The organism is Pseudomonas sp. ADPe, assembly GCF_014843515.1.
GTDB lineage: Bacteria > Pseudomonadota > Gammaproteobacteria > Pseudomonadales > Pseudomonadaceae > Pseudomonas > Pseudomonas citronellolis.
In genome coordinates this window covers 1,198,426-1,217,573 of record NZ_CP062122.1, presented here as the reverse complement: position 1 = coordinate 1,217,573, position 19,148 = coordinate 1,198,426, and the positions used below count along the sequence as shown (strand labels likewise).

The 19,148-nt window shown below is 68.5% G+C and carries 16 protein-coding genes; 15 read left to right on the top strand and 1 reads right to left on the bottom strand.

Translation table 11 applies throughout. The features are described 5' to 3' along the window. Nucleotides 1-317 precede the first annotated feature (317 nt). The gene (locus IG194_RS05505) at nt 318-1,211 is read right to left on the bottom strand and encodes a LysR family transcriptional regulator (RefSeq protein ID WP_043267485.1); all 894 of its coding nucleotides are present in this window, start codon (nt 1,209-1,211) and stop codon (nt 318-320) included. A gap of 207 nt (nt 1,212-1,418) precedes the next feature. On the opposite strand from IG194_RS05505, the gene leuC reads away from it, so the two are divergent. The 15 genes from leuC (at nt 1,419) to purF (ending at nt 19,138) form a co-directional block, all read left to right on the top strand. Beyond that, nucleotides 1,419-2,846 (top strand): 3-isopropylmalate dehydratase large subunit, encoded by a 1,428-nt coding sequence (leuC, locus tag IG194_RS05500; RefSeq protein WP_058490802.1) that lies wholly within the window; start codon nt 1,419-1,421, stop codon nt 2,844-2,846. Nucleotides 2,847-2,857: 11 nt separating this feature from the next. Continuing rightward, nucleotides 2,858-3,502 (top strand): 3-isopropylmalate dehydratase small subunit, encoded by a 645-nt coding sequence (gene leuD / locus IG194_RS05495; RefSeq protein WP_058072017.1) that lies wholly within the window; start codon nt 2,858-2,860, stop codon nt 3,500-3,502. Between the two features lie 32 nt (nt 3,503-3,534). After that, nucleotides 3,535-4,299, top strand: a complete 765-nt coding sequence (locus IG194_RS05490; RefSeq protein ID WP_058490800.1) for a class I SAM-dependent methyltransferase — start codon at nt 3,535-3,537, stop codon at nt 4,297-4,299. A gap of 72 nt (nt 4,300-4,371) precedes the next feature. Beyond that, complete coding sequence (leuB, locus tag IG194_RS05485) at nt 4,372-5,454, top strand: 3-isopropylmalate dehydrogenase (protein WP_058490798.1); 1,083 nt, start codon at nt 4,372-4,374, stop codon at nt 5,452-5,454. Between the two features lie 83 nt (nt 5,455-5,537). Continuing rightward, nucleotides 5,538-6,650: an aspartate-semialdehyde dehydrogenase gene (asd, locus tag IG194_RS05480; protein ID WP_009621046.1), complete on the top strand. Its 1,113-nt coding sequence runs from the start codon at nt 5,538-5,540 to the stop codon at nt 6,648-6,650. A 226-nt stretch (nt 6,651-6,876) separates the two neighbouring features. Then, on the top strand, nt 6,877-8,037 hold the full coding sequence (locus IG194_RS05475; RefSeq protein WP_225617179.1) for a FimV family protein: 1,161 nt from the start codon (nt 6,877-6,879) through the stop codon (nt 8,035-8,037). Between the two features lie 104 nt (nt 8,038-8,141). Beyond that, complete coding sequence (locus tag IG194_RS05470; protein ID WP_009621050.1) at nt 8,142-9,134, top strand: aspartate-semialdehyde dehydrogenase; 993 nt, start codon at nt 8,142-8,144, stop codon at nt 9,132-9,134. Nucleotides 9,135-9,302: 168 nt separating this feature from the next. Beyond that, on the top strand, nt 9,303-12,119 hold the full coding sequence (locus IG194_RS05465; RefSeq protein WP_192353641.1) for a FimV family protein: 2,817 nt from the start codon (nt 9,303-9,305) through the stop codon (nt 12,117-12,119). 19 nt (nt 12,120-12,138) lie between these two features. Next, the gene (gene truA, locus IG194_RS05460) at nt 12,139-13,137 is read left to right on the top strand and encodes a tRNA pseudouridine(38-40) synthase TruA (protein ID WP_009621054.1); all 999 of its coding nucleotides are present in this window, start codon (nt 12,139-12,141) and stop codon (nt 13,135-13,137) included. Nucleotides 13,138-13,195: 58 nt separating this feature from the next. Continuing rightward, a complete protein-coding gene (locus tag IG194_RS05455) occupies nt 13,196-13,825 on the top strand; it encodes a phosphoribosylanthranilate isomerase (protein ID WP_009621056.1) in 630 nt (209 codons plus the stop codon). Between the two features lie 225 nt (nt 13,826-14,050). Then, nucleotides 14,051-14,926: an acetyl-CoA carboxylase, carboxyltransferase subunit beta gene (accD, locus tag IG194_RS05450; RefSeq protein WP_009621059.1), complete on the top strand. Its 876-nt coding sequence runs from the start codon at nt 14,051-14,053 to the stop codon at nt 14,924-14,926. Beyond that, nucleotides 14,923-16,203 carry a bifunctional tetrahydrofolate synthase/dihydrofolate synthase gene (folC, locus tag IG194_RS05445; protein WP_058490792.1) on the top strand — a complete coding sequence of 427 codons (1,281 nt, stop codon included), beginning with the start codon at nt 14,923-14,925 and terminating at the stop codon, nt 16,201-16,203. Before accD ends, folC begins: the two co-directional genes overlap by 4 nt. Before the next feature lie 28 nt (nt 16,204-16,231). Continuing rightward, nucleotides 16,232-16,897, top strand: coding sequence for an SPOR domain-containing protein (locus IG194_RS05440; RefSeq protein WP_058490790.1), 666 nt, complete (start codon nt 16,232-16,234; stop codon nt 16,895-16,897). A gap of 91 nt (nt 16,898-16,988) precedes the next feature. After that, nucleotides 16,989-17,531: a CvpA family protein gene (locus IG194_RS05435; RefSeq protein WP_134163391.1), complete on the top strand. Its 543-nt coding sequence runs from the start codon at nt 16,989-16,991 to the stop codon at nt 17,529-17,531. A 101-nt stretch (nt 17,532-17,632) separates the two neighbouring features. Then, entirely contained in the window at nt 17,633-19,138 is a 1,506-nt protein-coding gene (purF, locus tag IG194_RS05430; protein WP_043267465.1) for an amidophosphoribosyltransferase, read from the top strand. Nucleotides 19,139-19,148: the final 10 nt, after the last annotated feature.

Below are 19,148 nucleotides of genomic sequence, written 5' to 3'. Positions count from 1 at the left end.
GCCGCCCCACCACGCCATTCCCCTGCATGAGCGAGCATGGCTTTGCCGCAACCGCATGGGTATCGCAGGCTCAACGCCATCCTACGAAGAGCATGGCTTTTCGTAGGATGGCGTTGAGCGAAGCGATACCCATCACCGCAATCGCACGGGTTTTACAGGCTCGCCCCATCCGTTGAGGAGCGTCGCTTTTCGTAGGATGGCGTGGAGCGAAGCGATACCCATCGCCGCAACTGCATGGGTATCGCAGGCTCAACCCATCCTACGAAGAGCATCCCGGCGCGGCCTGTAAGACAGCGCCCGTAAGAGGGCGCCTCGGTTCAGACCACGCAGGCCATGGGCGCCACCGCCTGGGCGTCGAGCAGGGCCATGAAGGCCCGCGCGGCGTTGGACAGGGTGCGCTCGGTGTGCAGGATGTAGCCCAACTGGCGGCTGAGCTGGATGTCCTGCAGCGGCAGGCGCACCACCGTCTCGTCGAGCATGGTGCGCGGCAGCACGCTCCAGGCCAGGCCGATGGAGACCATCATCTTGATCGTCTCCATATAGTTGGTGCTCATGCCGATGTTCGGCGTCAGCCCCTCGGCCTCGAACATGCGCCGCACGATGTGATGGGTGAAGGTGTTGCCGCCGGGGAACACCGCCGGGTGCCGCGCCACGTCGGCGAGGAACACCGGGCCCTGCATGGCCAGCGGGTGCTCGGGGGCGGCGACGAAGTCCAGCGGGTCGTCCCACACCGGCACCGCGCGCACCGGCTCGGCGGTTTCCGGGGCCAGGGTGATCACCGCCAGCTCGGCGCGACCGTGGAGAATCTCCTCGTAAGCCACTTCCGAATCGAGGAACTGGATGTCCAGCGCCACCTGCGGGTGCGCCCGGGTGAAGGCGCGCAGCAGCGGCGGCAGGCGGTGCAGACCGATGTGGTGGCTGGTGGCGAGCACCAGGCGGCCGCTGACCTCGCCGCTGAGGTTGGTCAGCGCGCGGCGCGTATCGTCCAGCACATTGAGGATCTGGTAGGCGCGCGGCAGCAGGGCGCGCCCGGCTTCGGTCAGGCTCACCTCGCGGCCGACGCGGTCGAACAGGCGCACGCCGAGCTGGCTCTCCAGGGCGGCGATGCGCTTGCTCACCGCCGGCTGGGTCAGGTGCAGGCGCTCGCCGGCTTCGGAAAAGCTGCCGGACTCGGCGATGGCGAGGAAGGTATTGAGGCTGGTCAGGTCCATTTTTTGGAGCTCCAAGCGGCAAGCCGCAAGCTTCAAGAAAAAAGCTGCGGCGTTCGCTTGCAGCTTGTGGCTTGAAGCTTATAGCTGGTGGATTCCATTTGGGAATCCTTTGAATAAAAAATATGAATTTGAGTTATTCGTCGACAGACCATAGCATCATCCCCACAAGCCCAAGGGGCATAGAAAGACGCTGATGAGGACTCTCTGATGGCCGGCAAGACGCTCTACGACAAACTCTGGGAATTGCACGAGGTGAAGCGCCGCGATGATGGCTCGTCGCTGATCTACATCGACCGCCACATCCTCCACGAAGTGACCTCGCCGCAGGCCTTCGAAGGCCTGCGCCTGGCCGGCCGCAAGCCGTGGCGCATCGACGCCAACATCGCCACCCCGGACCACAACGTGCCGACCACCCGCGCCGAACGCCAGGGCGGCCTCGAAGCCATCGCCGACGAAGTCTCGCGCATCCAGGTCAAGACCCTGGACGAGAACTGCGACGACTTCGGCATCCTCGAATTCAAGATGAACGACGTGCGCCAGGGCATCGTCCACGTGGTCGGCCCGGAGCAGGGCGCGACCCTGCCGGGCATGACCGTGGTCTGCGGCGACTCGCACACCTCCACCCACGGCGCCTTCGGCGCGCTGGCCCACGGCATCGGCACCTCCGAGGTCGAGCACGTTCTCGCCACCCAGTGCCTGGTGGCCAAGAAGATGAAGAACATGCAGGTGCGCGTGGAGGGCAAGCTGCCCTTCGGCGTGACCGCCAAGGACATCGTCCTCGCGGTGATCGGCAGGATCGGCACCGCCGGCGGCAACGGCCATGCCCTGGAGTTCGCCGGCAGCGCCATCCGCGACCTGTCCATGGAAGGCCGCATGACCATCTGCAACATGTCCATCGAGGCCGGCGCCCGCGTGGGCATGGTGGCGGTGGACGAGAAGACCATCGAGTACGTCAAGGGCCGCCCGTTCGCGCCCCAGGGCAGCGACTGGGACAAGGCCGTGGAAGCTTGGTCGGACCTCGTGTCCGATGAAGACGCCCACTTCGACACCATCGTCGAGCTGCGCGCCGAGGACATCAAGCCGCAGGTCAGCTGGGGCACCTCGCCGGAAATGGTCCTGGCCGTCGACCAGAACGTGCCGGACCCGGCCGTCGAGGCCGACCCGGTCAAGCGCGACTCCATCGTCCGCGCCCTCAAGTACATGGGCCTGAACGCCAACCAGGCGATCACCGACATCCAGCTGGACCGCGTGTTCATCGGCTCCTGCACCAACTCGCGGATCGAAGACCTGCGCGCCGCCGCCGCCGTGGCCAAGGGCCGCAAGGTCGCCTCCAGCGTCAAGCAGGCGCTGGTGGTGCCGGGCTCGGGCCTGGTCAAGGCGCAGGCCGAGCAGGAAGGGCTGGACAAGATTTTCATCGAAGCCGGCTTCGAGTGGCGTGAACCGGGCTGCTCCATGTGCCTGGCGATGAACCCGGACCGCCTGGAGAGCGGCGAGCACTGCGCGTCCACCTCCAACCGCAACTTCGAAGGCCGCCAGGGCGCCGGTGGCCGCACCCACCTGGTGAGCCCGGCCATGGCCGCCGCCGCCGCGGTGACCGGCCGCTTCATCGACGTCCGTGAATTGATGCAGGCCTGAGGAGACCGAACATGAAAGCCTTTACCCAGCACACCGGTCTCGTCGCGCCGCTCGATCGCGCCAACGTCGACACCGACCAGATCATTCCCAAGCAATTCCTCAAGTCGATCAAGCGCACCGGCTTCGGCCCCAACCTGTTCGACGAGTGGCGCTACCTGGACGTCGGCCAGCCGAACCAGGACAACTCCAAGCGCCCGGTGAACAAGGACTTCGTGCTGAACTTCCCGCGCTACCAGGGCGCCAGCGTGCTCCTGGCCCGCGAGAACTTCGGTTGCGGTTCGTCTCGCGAGCACGCGCCCTGGGCGCTGGACGAGTACGGCTTCCGCACGGTGATCGCACCGAGCTTCGCCGACATCTTCTTCAACAACAGCTTCAAGAACGGCCTGCTGCCGATCATCCTGAAGGACGAGGAAGTCGACGAACTCTTCCAGCAGTGCGAGGCCACCGAGGGCTACCAACTGACCGTCGACCTCGCCGCGCAGACCGTGACCCGCCCGGACGGCAAGCAGTACCGCTTCGAAGTGGACGCCTTCCGCAAGCACTGCCTGCTCAACGGCCTGGACGACATCGGCCTGACCCTGCAGGACGCGGACGCCATCCGCGACTTCGAGGCCGGCTACAGGCAGCGCCAGCCCTGGTTGTTCCGCGACGCCTGAATGGCGTCGCACCACCCCGCGAGGAGAAAGTCATGACCCAGAGTCGCCACGAAGCCGTGGTCGAGCGCCAGTTCGGCGCCCAGGCCAACGCTTACCTGAACAGCGCCGTGCATGCCCAGGGCGAGGAGTTCGCCCAGCTGCGCGAGCGACTGTCGGCGACCTCCGGGGCCCGTGTGCTGGACCTGGGGTGTGGGGCAGGGCACGTCAGCTTCCAGGTTGCGCCGCTGGCCGGCGAAGTGGTGGCCTACGACCTCTCCGGGCAGATGCTCGCCGTGGTGGCCTCGGCCGCTGCCGAGCGCGGCCTGGGCAACATCCGTACGCGCCAGGGCGTGGCCGAGCGGCTGCCGTTCGAGGACGGCGAGTTCGACTTCGTCTTCAGCCGCTACTCGGCGCACCACTGGCGCGACGTCGGCCAGGCCCTGCGCGAAGTGCGCCGCGTGCTGAAGCCGGGCGGCGTGGCCTGCTTCATCGACGTGGCGGCCCCCGGGCTGCCGCTGCTGGACACCCACCTGCAAGCGGTGGAAGTGCTGCGCGACACCAGCCACGTGCGCGACTACTCGCCGTCCGAGTGGGCGCGCCTGGTCGGCGAGGCCGGCCTGGCCGTCACCGCAAGCAGCCGCCAGCGCCTGCGCCTGGAGTTCGGCTCCTGGGTCGAGCGCATGCGCACCCCGGAAGTGATGCGCCAGGCCATCCGTGCCCTGCAGCTTTCCGTGGGCATTGAGGTGCGCGAGTATTTCGAGATCGACGCCGAGGGTTCCTTCAGCACCGACGTGCTGGTGCTCTGGGCGAACAAGTAACGGCTGCAAGCGACAGGCTGCAGGCGGCAAGCAAGAGCCTGCAGCCTTTTACCTATTCCGAAGGAAAAATTGATGAGCAAACAGATTCTGGTTCTCCCCGGCGACGGTATCGGCCCGGAAATCATGGCCGAGGCGGTCAAGGTCCTGCAGCTGGCCAACGATAAATTCCAGCTGGGCTTCGAGCTGGCCGAGGACGTCATCGGCGGCGCCGCCATCGACAAGCACGGCGTGCCGCTGGCCGACGAGACCCTGGAGCGCGCGCGCAAGGCCGACGCCGTGCTGCTGGGCGCCGTGGGCGGGCCGAAGTGGGACAGGATCGAGCGCGACATCCGCCCCGAGCGCGGCCTGCTGAAGATCCGTTCGCAACTGGGCCTGTTCGCCAACCTGCGCCCGGCCATCCTCTACCCGCAACTGGCCGACGCCTCCAGCCTGAAGCCGGAAATCGTCGCCGGCCTGGACATCCTCATCGTCCGCGAGCTGACCGGCGGCATCTACTTCGGCGCGCCGCGCGGCACCCGCGAGCTGGAGAACGGCGAGCGCCAGTCCTACGACACCCTGCCGTACAGCGAGAGCGAGATCCGCCGCATCGCCCGCGTCGGCTTCGACATGGCCCGCGTGCGCGGCAACAAGCTGTGCTCGGTGGACAAGGCCAACGTCCTGGCCTCCAGCCAGCTGTGGCGCGAGATCGTCGAGGAAGTGGCCAAGGACTACCCGGACGTCGAGCTGAGCCACATGTACGTCGACAACGCCGCCATGCAGCTGGTGCGCGCGCCCAAGCAGTTCGACGTGATGGTCACCGACAACATGTTCGGCGACATCCTGTCGGATGAGGCTTCCATGCTCACCGGCTCCATCGGCATGCTGCCTTCAGCGTCCCTGGATGCGAACAACAAGGGCATGTACGAGCCGTGCCACGGCTCGGCGCCGGACATCGCCGGCAAAGGCATCGCCAACCCGCTGGCGACCATCCTCTCGGTGTCCATGATGCTGCGCTACAGCTTCAACCAGGGCGCCGCGGCGGACGCCATCGAGAAGGCGGTGAGCCAGGTCCTCGACCAGGGCCTGCGCACCGGCGACATCTGGTCCGAAGGCTGCAAGAAGGTCGGAACCCGCGAAATGGGCGATGCGGTAGTCGCCGCGCTGCGGAATCTGTAATCTCTCCGGTTCGCCCGCCCCTGGGCACCCGCACAGAACGGGCAGGGGTGGCGGTCCACTACTTATTCGAAGGTGTAGTAGCGATGAAGCGTGTAGGTCTGATCGGTTGGCGTGGCATGGTGGGTTCGGTGCTCATGCAGCGGATGCTGGAAGAGCGGGACTTCGACCTGATCGAGCCGGTGTTCTTCACCACCTCCAACGTCGGTGGCGAAGGTCCGTCCATCGGCAAGGACATCGCCACCCTCAAGGACGCCTACAGCATCGAGGAACTCAAAACCCTCGACGTCATCCTGACCTGCCAGGGCGGCGACTACACCAACGAAGTCTTCCCCAAGCTGCGTGAAGCCGGCTGGCAGGGCTACTGGATCGACGCCGCCTCCAGCCTGCGCATGCAGGACGACGCGGTGATCGTCCTCGACCCGGTGAACCGCCGCGTGATCGACCAGTCGCTGGACGCTGGCGCCAAGAACTACATCGGCGGCAACTGCACCGTCAGCCTGATGCTGATGGCCCTGGGCGGCCTGTTCGAAGCCGGCCTGGTGGAGTGGATGAGCGCCATGACCTACCAGGCCGCCTCCGGCGCCGGCGCGCAGAACATGCGCGAGCTGATCAAGCAGATGGGCGCGATCAACGCCGCCGTGGCCGACGACCTGGCCAACCCGGCCAGCGCCATCCTCGACATCGACCGCAAGGTCGCTGAGGCCATCCGAAGCGAAGCCCTGCCCACCGAGCACTTCGGCGCGCCCCTGGCCGGCAGCCTGATCCCCTGGATCGACAAGGAACTGCCCAACGGCCAGAGCCGCGAGGAGTGGAAGGGCCAGGCCGAGACCAACAAGATCCTCGGCCGCTTCAAGAACCCGATCCCGGTGGACGGCATCTGCGTGCGCATCGGCGCCATGCGCTGCCACAGCCAGGCGCTGACCATCAAGCTGAACAAGGACGTGCCGCTGACCGACATCGAAGGCCTGATCAGCCAGCACAACCCCTGGGTCAAGCTGATCCCCAACCAGCGCGAAGCCAGCATGCGCGAGCTGACCCCCGCCGCCGTCACCGGCACCCTGAGCGTGCCGGTCGGCCGTCTGCGCAAGCTCAACATGGGCTCGCAGTACCTCGGCGCCTTCACCGTCGGCGACCAACTGCTGTGGGGCGCGGCCGAGCCGCTGCGGCGCATGCTGCGCATCCTGCTGGAGCGCTGATCGCAGCCTCCCCGAAGACGCCGGCCCTGTGCCGGCGTCTTGCTTTGTACAGGCGGAAAAAGTCGATCACTCGACAGAACGGCGAAGTCGCCGGCACCGGCGTCGTTTTCTGTGACGGAGCGCGGGCTGGCATCCGGCGCCCTGTGATTATCCTCGCTGCCCGGCCCGTTCGGGCCGGCCGGCGGGTTGGGGCCGCCGGGGGAGTCATCGACAGCAGGGGATGGGGATGTTCCGCTTCGCGCACGTATTTCTGGCCGCCGCCGTCGCGGCCGCTTTCCTGCCGGCACGCGCCAGCGCGCTGGAACTGGGGGATATCGCTTCGCAGGCCGCGCTGGGCCAGACGCTGGATGCGCGGATCGAGCTGCGCGGCATGGGCGATCTCGGCGCCGAGGACCTCAAGGTCAGCCTGGTGCCGCAGCAGGAGGCCGAGCGGCTGGGCATGGAGCCCAACTACGTCTTCCTTTCCGGGCTGCGCTTCACTCCTGAAGTCGGGCGCAACGGTCGCGGGGTGATCCGCGTACAGTCCAGCGCGCCGGTGCGCGAGCCCTACGTCAATTTCGTCCTGCAGGTGGCCTGGCCGCAAGGGCGGGCCATGCGCGAATACACCCTGCTGCTCGACCCGCCGAACTACCAGGCCGTCGCCCAGGCGCCCAGCGCACCGGTCGTTTCCGCCGCGCCGTCGGCGGCCATCGCGGCGCCAGTGAAGGCGCCGGGCGTCGCCGCATCGGCGCCCTCGGGCAGCCACCGCATCGCCGCCGGCGACACCCTGTGGGCCATCGCCTCCCGCCACCGCCCGGCCGGGGATGCCTCGGTGATGCAGACCATGCGGGCGATCCAGGCGCTGAACCCGCAGGCCTTCATCGACGGCAACGCCAACCTGCCGCGGGTCGGCGCCGTGCTGCGCCTGCCCGACGCCAGCCAGGTCCGTGCCCAGGGGCATGCCGAGGCGGTGAGCCACTTCCAGGCCCAGGAAGCCCGCTGGCGCGAACGCCCCCGCGCACTGGACGCCACCCGCAAGGCGGCACCCGGCGCCGCGCCTGCCGTAGCGGAGGTGCGTGACCAACTGCGCCTGCAGTCCGGGCAGGCCTCGAAGCAACCCCAGGCGAAGGCCGCCGCGGAACGCCTGGCGCTGCTGCAGGAAGACCTGGACAGCGCGCGCCGCCAGGGCGAGGAGCTGACCAGCCGGATCGGCGACCTGCAGAGCCAGTTGGACAAGCTGAACAAGCTCATCGAACTCAAGGATGCGCAGATCGCCACCCTGGTGGCGCGCCTGGCGGCGCAGTCGCGGCAACAGGCCGCGGGTGCTCCGGCTGAGCCGCCGGTCGCCGTGGCGGGCAGCCCAACGCCGCAGGCGGCGCCGGCCGCCGCGCAGGAAGTCGCCCGATAGGGGGAAGGCGAACGGCGATCGACGGGCACGGGCACGATTGCCTGGGCAGGGAAGGGGGCAGTAAAGTGCTGCGTCTTGTTTCCTTCTAGCCCATGGGATTTTCGATGTCCGTCGACGTTGCTGTAGTAGGGGCCACCGGTCTGGTTGGCGAAGCGCTGGTCGAATTGCTGGAAGAGCTGGATTGCCCAGTGGCCGAGCTGCACCTGCTGGCCAGCGGCGAGTCCGCCGGCAAGAGCGTGCCCTTCCGCGGCCGCAACCTGCGGGTGCGCGAGCTGGACGGTTTCTCCTTCGCCCAGGTGAAGCTGGCGCTGTTCGCCACCTCGGCCGAGGTCGCCGGCGAGCACGCCGCGCGCGCCCTGGCCCAGGGTTGCACGGTGATCGACCTGAGCGGCAGCGTGGAAGGCGCCCTGGTGCTGTCGGCGCTGAACCCGGCGCGCCTGGACGAGCTCAGCTTCCCGGCGCTGCTGCGCGTACCCTGCGCCCCGGCTGCCGAGGTGGCCGAAGTGGTCGCCGCCCTGGGCGATTGCGTCGAACTGCAGGAACTGTCGCTGACCGCCTGCCTGTCCGCCTCGCAACTGGGCCGCGAAGGCGTGCAGGAGTTGGCCCGGCAGACCGCCGAGCTGCTCAACGCGCGCCCGGTGGAGCCGCGCCTCGTCGATCGCCAGTACGCCTTCAACCTGCTGGGCCTGGTCGGTGCGGCCGACGCCTCGGGCTACAGCGCCATCGAGCGGCGCCTGAACGCCGAGCTGAACGAACTGCTGCCGCAGCTGCAGGGCAGGGTGCAGGCGGATTGCCTGCTGGCCCCGGTGTTCTTCGGCGACGCCCTGAACCTCAACTTGCGCAGCGCCGTGCCGATAGCCTTGTCGGAAGTCCGGGCCGCTCTGGAGGCGGCCGAGGGCATCGAGCTGGTCGAGGACGATTACCCGACGGTGATCGGCGATGCCCTGGGCCAGGATGCCATTCACGTCGGCCGGGTGCGTCAGGGTGCCGCCGGCCCTTGCAACCTCAATTTGTGGATTGCGTCTGATAATGTGCGAAAAGGCCTGGGACTGAATGCTGCGAACCTGGCTGCATTATTGATAAAACACTATCTGTAAAAGATACTTATCGAATATTTGAAGAAGCATTCTAGCTTGGCAATACTGGCTTGGACGGCCCTGGCGGGGGGATATCCCGGCGTTTTCGACGCCGGGCATAGCGGGCGCCAGGTGTTGTTCCGAAACGCTCGAATCCAGAAGAAAGCTGTTAAAACAAGGGATTAGATTATGGTCCGGCTTCGTAAACTGGTGCAGGCAATTGCGGCTGCTTCGGCGTTGACCACCGGCATGGCGCATGCGCTGGGGTTGGGAGACATCCACCTGCACTCGGCGCTGAACCAGCCGCTGAATGCCGATATCGACGTGACGGACGTCCGCGACCTGACGGCCGGCGAGATCATTCCCAAGCTGGCTTCGCCGGAGGACTTCAGCAAGTCCGGCGTCGATCGCAACTTCTTCCTCACCGGGCTCAAGTTCACCGCGGTGGTCCAGCCCAACGGCAAGAGCGTCATCCATGTGACCTCCGACAAGCCGGTGCAGGAGCCCTACCTGAACTTCCTCGTGGAAGTGCTCTGGCCCAGCGGCCGGGTGCTGCGCGAATACACCGTGCTGCTCGACCCGCCGCTGTACTCGCCGCAGGTGGCTGCCGCCGCCGCGCCGCGTGCGCCGGTCGCCGCGCCCGCGCCCATCGCGCGCCAGCCCGTGGCCCCGGCCGCGCCCCGCGCCGTGGAGCCGGCCCCCGCGGCCAGCGCGCCGCGCCAGGCCCGCCTGGACGGTAACGAATACCGCACCGGTTCCCGCGACACCCTGTGGGAAATCGCCTCGCGCGCGCGGCCCGATGGCAGCGTGACCGTCAACCAGACCATGCTGGCGATCCAGGACCTCAACCCCGACGCCTTCATCGACGGCAACATCAACCGCCTGAAGAGCGGCCAGGTGCTGCGCCTGCCCGATGCCGAGCAGATCCGCAGCCGCTCCGCGGGCGAGGCCGACGTGCAGGTGCGCGAGCAGCGCAGCGCCTGGCGCGAAGGCCGCAGCCTGGCCGGTTCCTCCCGCCAGTTGGACGCCACCCGCCGCGCCAATGCCGGCGCGGCGCCCGAGCAGGCCGAGAGCAAGGACAACCTGCGCCTGGTCTCCGGCGAAGCCGGCAAGGCCAAGGGCTCCGACAAGGGCGCGAAGAACGGCAAGGCGCTTTCCGACAAGCTGGCCGTCACCCAGGAAAGCCTGGACAGCACCCGCCGCGAGAACGACGAACTGCAGAGCCGCATGACCGACCTGCAGAGCCAACTGGACAAGCTGCAGAAGCTGATCGAGCTGAAGGACGCGCAACTGGCCAAGTTGCAGGGCGAGCTGGCGACTACGCCGCAGCCCGCCGCGCCGGGCTCCGCGCCCGCGGGACAGCCGCCGGCGCCTGGCGCCGAAGCTCCGGCCGCCCCGGCAGCGGCTCAGCAGCCCAATGCCACGCCTGCCGCCCCCGCTCAACCGGCCGCGCCGGCAGCCGCCAAGCCGGCCGAACCCAAACCGGCGGCGCCCAAGCCCGCTGCACCTGCACCGGCCGCCGAAAACGAGCCGGGGCTGATCGAGGAGCTGCTGGCCAACCCGACGCTGCTGGCCGCCATCGGCGGCAGCCTGGTGCTGGTCCTGCTGCTGGTGCTGCTCCTGCTGCGCCGCCGCGCGGCCCAGGCTGAGGCCGCCAAGGTCGAGCCCGCCGCGGCCGGCCCGAGCGGAACGGACGAGCCGCTGGAACTGGCTGCCGGCGAATTCGACAGCCTGAGCCTGGAAGACGAGGACGCAGCCCCGGCAAGCGCGCCGGCCGCCGGTGAAAAGGTCGCCGCGCAGACCAGCGATCCGCTGGGCGAGGCCGACATCTACATCGCCTACGGCCGCTTCAACCAGGCCGCCGAGCTGCTGCAGGGCGCCATCTACGACGAACCGCAGCGCGCCGACCTGCGCCTGAAGCTGATGGAGGTCCTGGCCGAGATCGGCGACCGCGAAGGCTTCGCCCGCCAGGAAAACGAACTGCGCGAACTGGGCGGCGCCGAACCGCAGGTGGAGCAGCTGAAGTCGCGCTACCCGGGCATGGTCGCGGCGGCTGCCGTGGCCGGCGGCCTGGCCGCGGCCGCAGCCAGCAGCGACGAGCTGGATCACTTCAGCCTCGATGACCTCGACCTGACCCACGACGGCGCTGCGCCCGCCGGCGAACCGGTCGCGCAGGCCGCCGGCGACCTGGACGACGCCTTCGACCTGGGCCTGGACGACCTGCAGCTCGACGACGAGGTGCCGCACGCCGCAGCCGAGCCGCAAGCCAAGGCCGACGAACTGTCGCTGGAAGACTTCGACCTCGAAGACGACCTGCGCCTGGACGAGCCCGCCGCGGTGGCCCAGCCGGCCCAATCGGCGAAGACGGACGACGACTTCGCCTTCGACCTCGACCTGGAAGACGACCTGGCCAAGGCCGCCCCCGCGGCGCCCACGGCCAGCGATGCGCTGGACGATTTCACCCTGGACCTGCCGGACGAGCCGGCGGCCCCCGCGGCCAAGGACGAGGACTTCCTCTTCGACCTGGGCGAGGAGGGCGCCGGGCTCGCCGCGAGCGCCGACGACGACTTCAGCTTCGACCTGGGCGCCGAGAGCGAGCCCGCGGCCAAGCCGGTCGAGGGCCTGGCGGACGACTTCGACCTGTCGCTGCCCGAAGAGGCTCCCCAGGAGCTGCCGGCCGACGACAGCTTCGCGGCCCAGCTGGACCAGGTCAGCGCCGAGCTGGACAAGCTCGCCAGCGACCTCGAGCAGCCGGCCAGTCCGGCGGCGCCGCTGGAGCCCGAGACCGAGCCGTCGCTGGACTCCGCGCTGGACGAGGGCGACATGGACGACGAGTTCGACTTCCTCTCCGGCGCCGACGAGGCCGCGACCAAGCTCGACCTGGCCCGTGCCTACATCGACATGGGCGACGCCGAGGGCGCGCGCGACATCCTCGACGAGGTCATCAGCGAAGGCAGCGACCAGCAACAGCAGGAAGCCCGCGAGCTGCTCGAACGCCTGTCCTGAGCAGGTCGCAGGTAAAGCGATGGCAGCCTTCGGGCTGCCATCGTCGTTTCAGGGCGCGGACATTGCGCGCCTGGCGGCGGCGCGCCGATCGCGGCGCATCGCCCGGGCGCGGCAATCCAGGCAGAATAGCCCGCTGAATTGCCTTTTCGGATGGCCTGAGCAGTTGAACGAGTTCGAGAGCGCGGTGGGCGAGGTCGCCACCGCTGACGTCACCAGGATCGCCCTGGGCGTCGAATACAAGGGCGCGCGCTACCGCGGCTGGCAGCGCCAGGAGGACGGCGTGCCGTCGGTGCAGGGAGCGCTGGAGCGCGCCCTGTCCAAGGTGGCCGCCGAGCCGGTGAGCGTCATGTGCGCCGGCCGCACCGACGCCTCGGTGCACGGCAGTGGCCAGGTGGTGCACTTCGACACCCGCGTCGAGCGGCCGCTGAAGGCCTGGGTGATGGGCAGCAACGCCAACCTGCCGGCGGATATCAGCGTGACCTGGGCCAAGGTCATGCCGGCGGACTTCCATGCGCGTTTCTCGGCCGTGGCGCGGCGTTACCGCTACGTCATCTACAACGACCCGATCCGCCCCGCGCACATGGCCGAGGAAGTCACCTGGAACCACCGGCCGCTGGACGTCGAGCGCATGCGCGCGGCGGCGCAGAAGCTGGTCGGCACCCATGACTTCACCTCGTTCCGCGCCGTGCAGTGCCAGGCCAAGTCGCCGATCAAGACGGTGCACCACCTGCAGGTGCTGGAGCATGGCCGCTTCATCGTGCTGGACGTGCGCGCCAACGCCTTCCTCCACCACATGGTGCGCAACTTCGCCGGGGTGCTTATGACGGTCGGGGCGGGCGAGCGGGAGCCGGAGTGGGTCGACGAGGTGCTGGCGGCGCGCGACCGCCGCGCCGGCGGCGTGACCGCGCACCCCTTCGGGCTCTACCTGGTGCGGGTGGAATACCCGGAAGCCTTCGAGCTGCCGCAGCGCTACCTGGGGCCACATTTCCTTTCATCTTTGCCCGATACGCTCGGCTGACGCTGTCCGGGTCATTTGCTACCATCGACGGATTGCTTTGAAGGAAGGTCGCCGCATCTTGTCCGCCGTTCGCATCAAAATCTGTGGCATTACCCGTGTCGAGGACGCCCTGGCCGCCGCCGAGGCGGGCGCCGACGCCATCGGCATGGTGTTCTACGCCAGGAGCCCGCGCGCGGTCAGCGTGCAGCAGGCGCGCGCCATAGTCGCGGCGCTGCCGCCCTTCGTCACCAGCGTGGGCCTGTTCGTCAATGCCAGCCGCTGCGAGCTGGGGGAAATCCTCGATGCGGTGCCGCTGGACATGCTGCAGTTCCATGGCGACGAGCGCGCCGCGGACTGCGAGGGCTACCACAAGCCGTACCTGAAGGCGCTGCGGGTGAAGGCCGGCGACGACATCGCCGCCCAGGCCGCGCTTTATCCCGGCGCCGCCGGCATCCTGCTGGACACCTACGTCGAGGGCGTTCCCGGTGGAACCGGCGCGGCCTTCGACTGGTCCCTGATTCCCGAAGCCCTGCCGCGCCCGCTGGTGCTGGCCGGCGGCCTGAACGCCGACAATGTCGCCGCGGCGATCCGCCAGGTGCGCCCCTATGCCGTGGACGTCAGCGGCGGGGTGGAGGCGAGCAAGGGAATCAAGGACGCCGAGAAGATCCGCGCCTTCATCCGCCGCTGCCGCGAGGCGGATTCCCGGTGAGGTGCATGTGACGGCAGGCGGTCTGCCACCGTCATTAGGAGCTGTTGACGTTTTGTCATGCCAGCGCCGGCCCCGTGTCGGCCTGGCGAAGGCGCCGCCCAGGGCGCGCCGCGATTTCGAGGGGCCGTGGCCGAGCCACGGCGCCGATGGTGATTTTTTCTGCTCACGGGCAGGCGCAAGGCTTCGGGCCGCTGAGCGCACTGTCCCCGCATTGGAGAACAGAGCATGAGCAACTGGCTGGTAGACAAGCTGATCCCTTCCATCATGCGTTCCGAGGCGAAGAAGAGCTCGGTACCGGAAGGCCTGTGGCACAAGTGCCCGTCCTGCGACGCCGTGCTGTATCGGCCGGAGCTGGAAAAGACCCTGGACGTCTGCCCCAAGTGCGACCACCACATGCGCATTGGCGCGCGCACCCGCCTGGACATCTTCCTCGACGAGGAAGGCCGCGAGGAGCTGGGCGCCGAGCTGGAGCCGGTGGATCGCCTGAAGTTCCGCGACACCAAGAAGTACAAGGACCGCCTGGCCGCCGCGCAGAAGGACACCGGCGAGAAGGACGCGTTGATCGCCATGAGCGGCAAGCTGCAGGGCCTGCCCGTCGTGGCCGCGGCCTTCGAGTTCTCGTTCATGGGCGGCTCCATGGGCTCCATCGTCGGTGAGCGCTTCGTGCGCGCCGCCAACTATGCCCTGGAGCACCGCTGCCCGATGATCTGCTTCTCTGCCTCCGGCGGCGCGCGCATGCAGGAAGCGCTGATCTCGCTGATGCAGATGGCCAAGACCTCCGCCGCCCTGGCGCGCCTGCGCGAGGAAGGCATCCCGTTCATCTCCGTGCTGACCGACCCGGTCTACGGCGGCGTTTCCGCAAGCCTGGCCATGCTCGGCGACGTGATCGTCGGCGAGCCCAAGGCCCTGGTCGGCTTCGCCGGCCCGCGGGTGATCGAGCAGACCGTGCGCGAGAAGCTGCCCGAAGGCTTCCAGCGCAGCGAGTTCCTCCTCGAACACGGCGCCATCGACATGATCGTGCACCGCGCGGAAATGCGCGACCGCCTGGCCAAGCTGCTGGCCAAGTTCACCAACACCCCCAGCACCGCCCTCGCAGGATGAGCCAGCGTTCCCTGGCCGACTGGCTCGGCTACCTCGAACAGCTGCATCCCTCGGCCATCGACATGGGCCTGGAGCGCTCCCGCGAGGTGGCCGTCCGCCTCGGCCTGGGGCGCCCGGCGCCGCGCGTGGTGACCGTCACCGGCACCAACGGCAAGGGCTCCACCTGCGCCTTCCTCGCCGAGCTGCTCGGCGAGCAGGGCCTGAAGGTCGGCGTGTACGCCTCGCCGCACCTGCTGCGCTACAACGAGCGCGTGCTCATTCAGGGCCGCGAGGCCAGCGATGAAGCGCTCTGCGAGGCCTTCGCTGCGGTCGAGGCGGCGCGCGGCGAAATCTCCCTGACCTATTTCGAGATGGGCACCCTGGCGGCCTTCTGGCTGTTCGAGCGCGCCGGTCTCGATGCGGTTGTGCTGGAAGTCGGCCTCGGTGGCCGGCTCGACGCGGTCAATCTGGTGGACGCCGACGTCGCCGTGGTCACCAGCATCGGCCTCGACCATGCCGAATGGCTGGGCGACAACCGCGACAGCGTGGCCTTCGAGAAGGCCGGCATCTTCCGCGCCGGCAAGCCGGCCGTGTGCGGCGACCTGGAACCGCCGCAGCCGCTGCTGGACCAGGCCCGCGCCCTGGGCGCGCCGCTGCTGCTGCGCGGCCGCGACTTCGACCTGGCCATCGGTGAGCACGACTGGCACTGGCACGGCCGTGGCGCCGACGGCACCCCGCTGCGCCTGCACCACCTGAGCCTGCTCGACCTGCCCATGGAGAATGCCGCCCTGGCGCTGCAGGTCTATGCGCTGCTGGGCCTGCCGTGGCAGCCCGAGCGCCTGCTCGCGGCCCTGCTGCGGACCCGCGTGAGCGGCCGCCTGGACCGCCGCGTGGCGACCTGGCAGGGGCAGTCGCGCCACCTGCTGCTGGACGTCGGGCACAACCCCCATGCCGCCGACTACCTGGCCCGCCGCCTTGCCGCGCGGCCGCCGCAGGGCCGGCGCCTGGCGGTTTTCGGCCTGCTTTCGGACAAGGATCTGGACGGGGTGCTGGAACCCTTGCTCGGCTTGGTGCAGGATTGGGCGGTCGCCCCCTTGCCCACGCCGCGCTCGCGCCCGGCCGGCGAGCTGGCGGCAGCCTTGCTTGCGCGCGGCGCGCAGGCCAGCGTGCATGACGACATCGCCGCGGCGCTCGAAGCACAGTGCGCGCAGGCGACGGCGGACGACGAGATCCTGGTGTTCGGCTCCTTCTACAGCGTGGCGGATGCCCTGAGCTGGCTGGACGGCAACCAGGACTGACAAGCGGTCAAGAAACGGGGGAGTGGCAATGGCTTTGCTGGATAAGGGGCTCAAGCAGCGGATCGTCGGTGCGCTGGTGTTGCTGGCGCTGGCGGTGATCTTCCTGCCGATGCTGTTCAGCCGCCAGGACGAGGTGCGCCAGGTGACGGTCGACGCCCCGGCGATGCCGAAGACGCCGGCCATGCCTGCGGTGGAAGTGCAGCCGACGCCGGTGCCCGAACCCCAGGCTCCGGTGGCCGAAGCGCCGCAGGCCCCCGACGCTCAGCCCCAGGTCCAGGCGCCGGCGCCCAGTCCCGCGCCGACCACCGCGCCTTCCACGCCCATCGCCAGCCTGCCGCAAACGCCGGCCCAGCAGCCCGCCGCCTCGGCGCCGCGCCCTGCCCAGCAACCGGCCACGCCGCCGGCCCAGGCCAGCGCGCCCGCCGCGCCGGCCCAGCGCCTGGACGCCGACAAGCTGGCGGTGAGCTGGTCGGTGCAACTGGCCAGCCTGTCCAACCGCGCCCGTGCCGAGGAACTGCAGAAGAGCCTCCGCAGCCAGGGCTACAACGCCTACGTGCGCAGCTTCGACGGCATGAACCGGGTGTTCGTCGGGCCGGTGATCGAGCGCGCCGAGGCCGACCGCCTGAAGGCGCAGCTGAGCAAGCAGCAGAAGCTCAACGGCTTCGTGGTGCGCTTCCAGCCCGAACGCGGCTGACACCGATGAGCGGCTCCCGATGCATCGGGGGCTCCGCTAAACCCCGGGGCTCTGCTAAAATGCGGGGCCTTTTTCGTTTCTGGGCCGCAACGTGGCATTTACCTGGGTCGATTGGACGATGATCGGCATCATCGTCATTTCCAGCCTGATCAGTCTGAGCCGCGGCTTCGTCAAGGAAGCCCTGTCCCTGCTCACCTGGATTGTCGCGGGTGCGGTCGCCTGGATGTTCGGCGGCGCGCTGGCCGAACGTCTCGCGCCTTACATCCAACTGCCCTCCGGCCGCGTCATCGCCGCCTGCGCGCTGCTTTTCGTGGTTACCCTGCTGCTGGGGGCGCTGGTCAATTTCCTCATCGGCGAACTGGTCCGGGTGACCGGCATGTCCGGCACCGACCGCGTGCTCGGCATGGCCTTCGGCGGCGCCCGCGGCGTGCTGCTGGTGGTGCTGCTGGTCGGCTTGCTGAGCCTGGCGCCGGTGCAACAGGACCCGTGGTGGCAGCAGTCGGTGCTGCTGCCGCACTTCCTGCTGGTCGCCGACTGGTCGAAGAACATCGTCCTCAACCTGGCCGGGCACTGGTTCGCCAGTGGCCAGCTGGCACCGCCGGTCGGGATGGGGAGTATGCTGCCCAGCCAGTGACGGCTGGGCCAGGGTGGCGCAGTGCGCCGCCCGACGCCGGCCCGGGTGGGGCGGCGGGAACGGAATTTTTTAGCCTGTAAACCAACTAGGGGTTGCGTCGCATGTGTGGCATCGTCGGTATCGTGGGCAAGTCGAACGTCAATCAGGCGTTGTATGACGCGCTCACCGTTCTCCAGCATCGCGGCCAGGACGCTGCCGGCATCGTCACCTGTCAGGACGACAGGCTCTACCTGCGCAAGGACAACGGCCTGGTCCGTGACGTCTTCCAGCAGCGCCACATGCAGCGCCTGGTGGGCAAGGTCGGCATCGGCCACGTGCGCTATCCGACCGCCGGCAGCTCCAGCTCCGCCGAGGCCCAGCCGTTCTACGTCAACTCGCCCTACGGCATCACCCTGGCGCACAACGGCAACCTGACCAACGTCGAGCAGTTGGCCAAGGAGATCTACGAATCCGACCTGCGCCACGTCAACACCAACTCCGACTCGGAAGTGCTGCTCAACGTCTTCGCCCATGAGCTGGCGGTGCGCAACAAACTGCAGCCCACCGAGGAAGACGTCTTCGCCGCGGTGGCCGGCGTGCACGCCCGCTGCGTCGGCGGCTACGCCGTGGTGGCGATGATCACCGGCTACGGCATCGTCGGCTTCCGCGACCCCAACGCGATCCGCCCGATCGTCTTCGGCCAGCGCCACACCGAGAACGGCGTGGAATACATGATCGCCTCGGAAAGCGTGGCCCTGGACGTCCTCGGCTTCACCCTGATCCGCGACCTGGCGCCGGGCGAAGCGGTGTACATCACCGAGGAAGGCAAGCTGTTCACCCGCCAGTGCGCGGCCAACCCGAAATACTCGCCGTGCATCTTCGAGCACGTCTACCTGGCTCGCCCGGACTCGCTGATGGACGGCATCTCGGTGTACAAGGCGCGCCTGCGCATGGGCGAGAAGCTGGCCGAGAAGATCCTCCGCGAGCGCCCGGAGCACGACATCGACGTGGTCATCCCTATCCCCGACACCAGCCGCACCTCCGCCCTGGAGCTGGCCAACCGCCTGGGCGTGAAGTTCCGCGAAGGCTTCGTGAAGAACCGCTACATCGGCCGTACCTTCATCATGCCCGGCCAGGCCGCGCGCAAGAAGTCGGTGCGCCAGAAGCTCAACGCCATCGAGCTGGAATTCCGCGGCAAGAACGTGATGCTGGTGGACGATTCCATCGTCCGCGGCACCACCAGCAAGCAGATCATCCAGATGGCCCGCGAGGCCGGGGCGAAGAAGGTCTACTTCTGCTCCGCGGCGCCGGCCGTGCGCTACCCCAACGTCTACGGCATCGACATGCCGAGCGCCCACGAACTGATCGCCCATGACCGCAGCACCGAAGAGGTGTGCGAACTGCTCGGCGCCGACTGGCTGGTCTACCAGGACCTGTCGGACCTGATCGACGCGGTCGGCGGCGGCAAGATCAAGATCGAGCACTTCGACTGCGCGGTCTTCGACGGCCAGTACGTGACCGGCGACGTCAACGAAGCCTATCTGAACCGGATCGAGCAGGCGCGCAACGACGCGACCAAGGCCAAGGCCAACGCGGTCAGCGCCATCATCGATCTGTACAACGACTGAAGGAGAGCAG

Excerpts from the sequence above, each read along its gene's own strand:
- IG194_RS05475 (WP_225617179.1), top strand. The coding sequence starts at position 6,877 with ATGTTCCGCTTCGCGCACGTATTTCTGGCCGCCGCCGTCGCGGCCGCT.
- IG194_RS05490 (WP_058490800.1), top strand. The coding sequence starts at position 3,535 with ATGACCCAGAGTCGCCACGAAGCCGTGGTCGAGCGCCAGTTCGGCGCC.
- leuD (WP_058072017.1), top strand. The coding sequence starts at position 2,858 with ATGAAAGCCTTTACCCAGCACACCGGTCTCGTCGCGCCGCTCGATCGC.
- leuC (WP_058490802.1), top strand. The coding sequence starts at position 1,419 with ATGGCCGGCAAGACGCTCTACGACAAACTCTGGGAATTGCACGAGGTG.
- purF (WP_043267465.1), top strand. The coding sequence starts at position 17,633 with ATGTGTGGCATCGTCGGTATCGTGGGCAAGTCGAACGTCAATCAGGCG.
- IG194_RS05465 (WP_192353641.1), top strand. The coding sequence starts at position 9,303 with ATGGTCCGGCTTCGTAAACTGGTGCAGGCAATTGCGGCTGCTTCGGCG.
- IG194_RS05470 (WP_009621050.1), top strand. The coding sequence starts at position 8,142 with ATGTCCGTCGACGTTGCTGTAGTAGGGGCCACCGGTCTGGTTGGCGAA.
- IG194_RS05440 (WP_058490790.1), top strand. The coding sequence starts at position 16,232 with ATGGCTTTGCTGGATAAGGGGCTCAAGCAGCGGATCGTCGGTGCGCTG.
- leuB (WP_058490798.1), top strand. The coding sequence starts at position 4,372 with ATGAGCAAACAGATTCTGGTTCTCCCCGGCGACGGTATCGGCCCGGAA.
- asd (WP_009621046.1), top strand. The coding sequence starts at position 5,538 with ATGAAGCGTGTAGGTCTGATCGGTTGGCGTGGCATGGTGGGTTCGGTG.
- truA (WP_009621054.1), top strand. The coding sequence starts at position 12,139 with ATGGCAGCCTTCGGGCTGCCATCGTCGTTTCAGGGCGCGGACATTGCG.
- accD (WP_009621059.1), top strand. The coding sequence starts at position 14,051 with ATGAGCAACTGGCTGGTAGACAAGCTGATCCCTTCCATCATGCGTTCC.
- IG194_RS05505 (WP_043267485.1), bottom strand. The coding sequence starts at position 1,211 with ATGGACCTGACCAGCCTCAATACCTTCCTCGCCATCGCCGAGTCCGGC.
- folC (WP_058490792.1), top strand. The coding sequence starts at position 14,923 with ATGAGCCAGCGTTCCCTGGCCGACTGGCTCGGCTACCTCGAACAGCTG.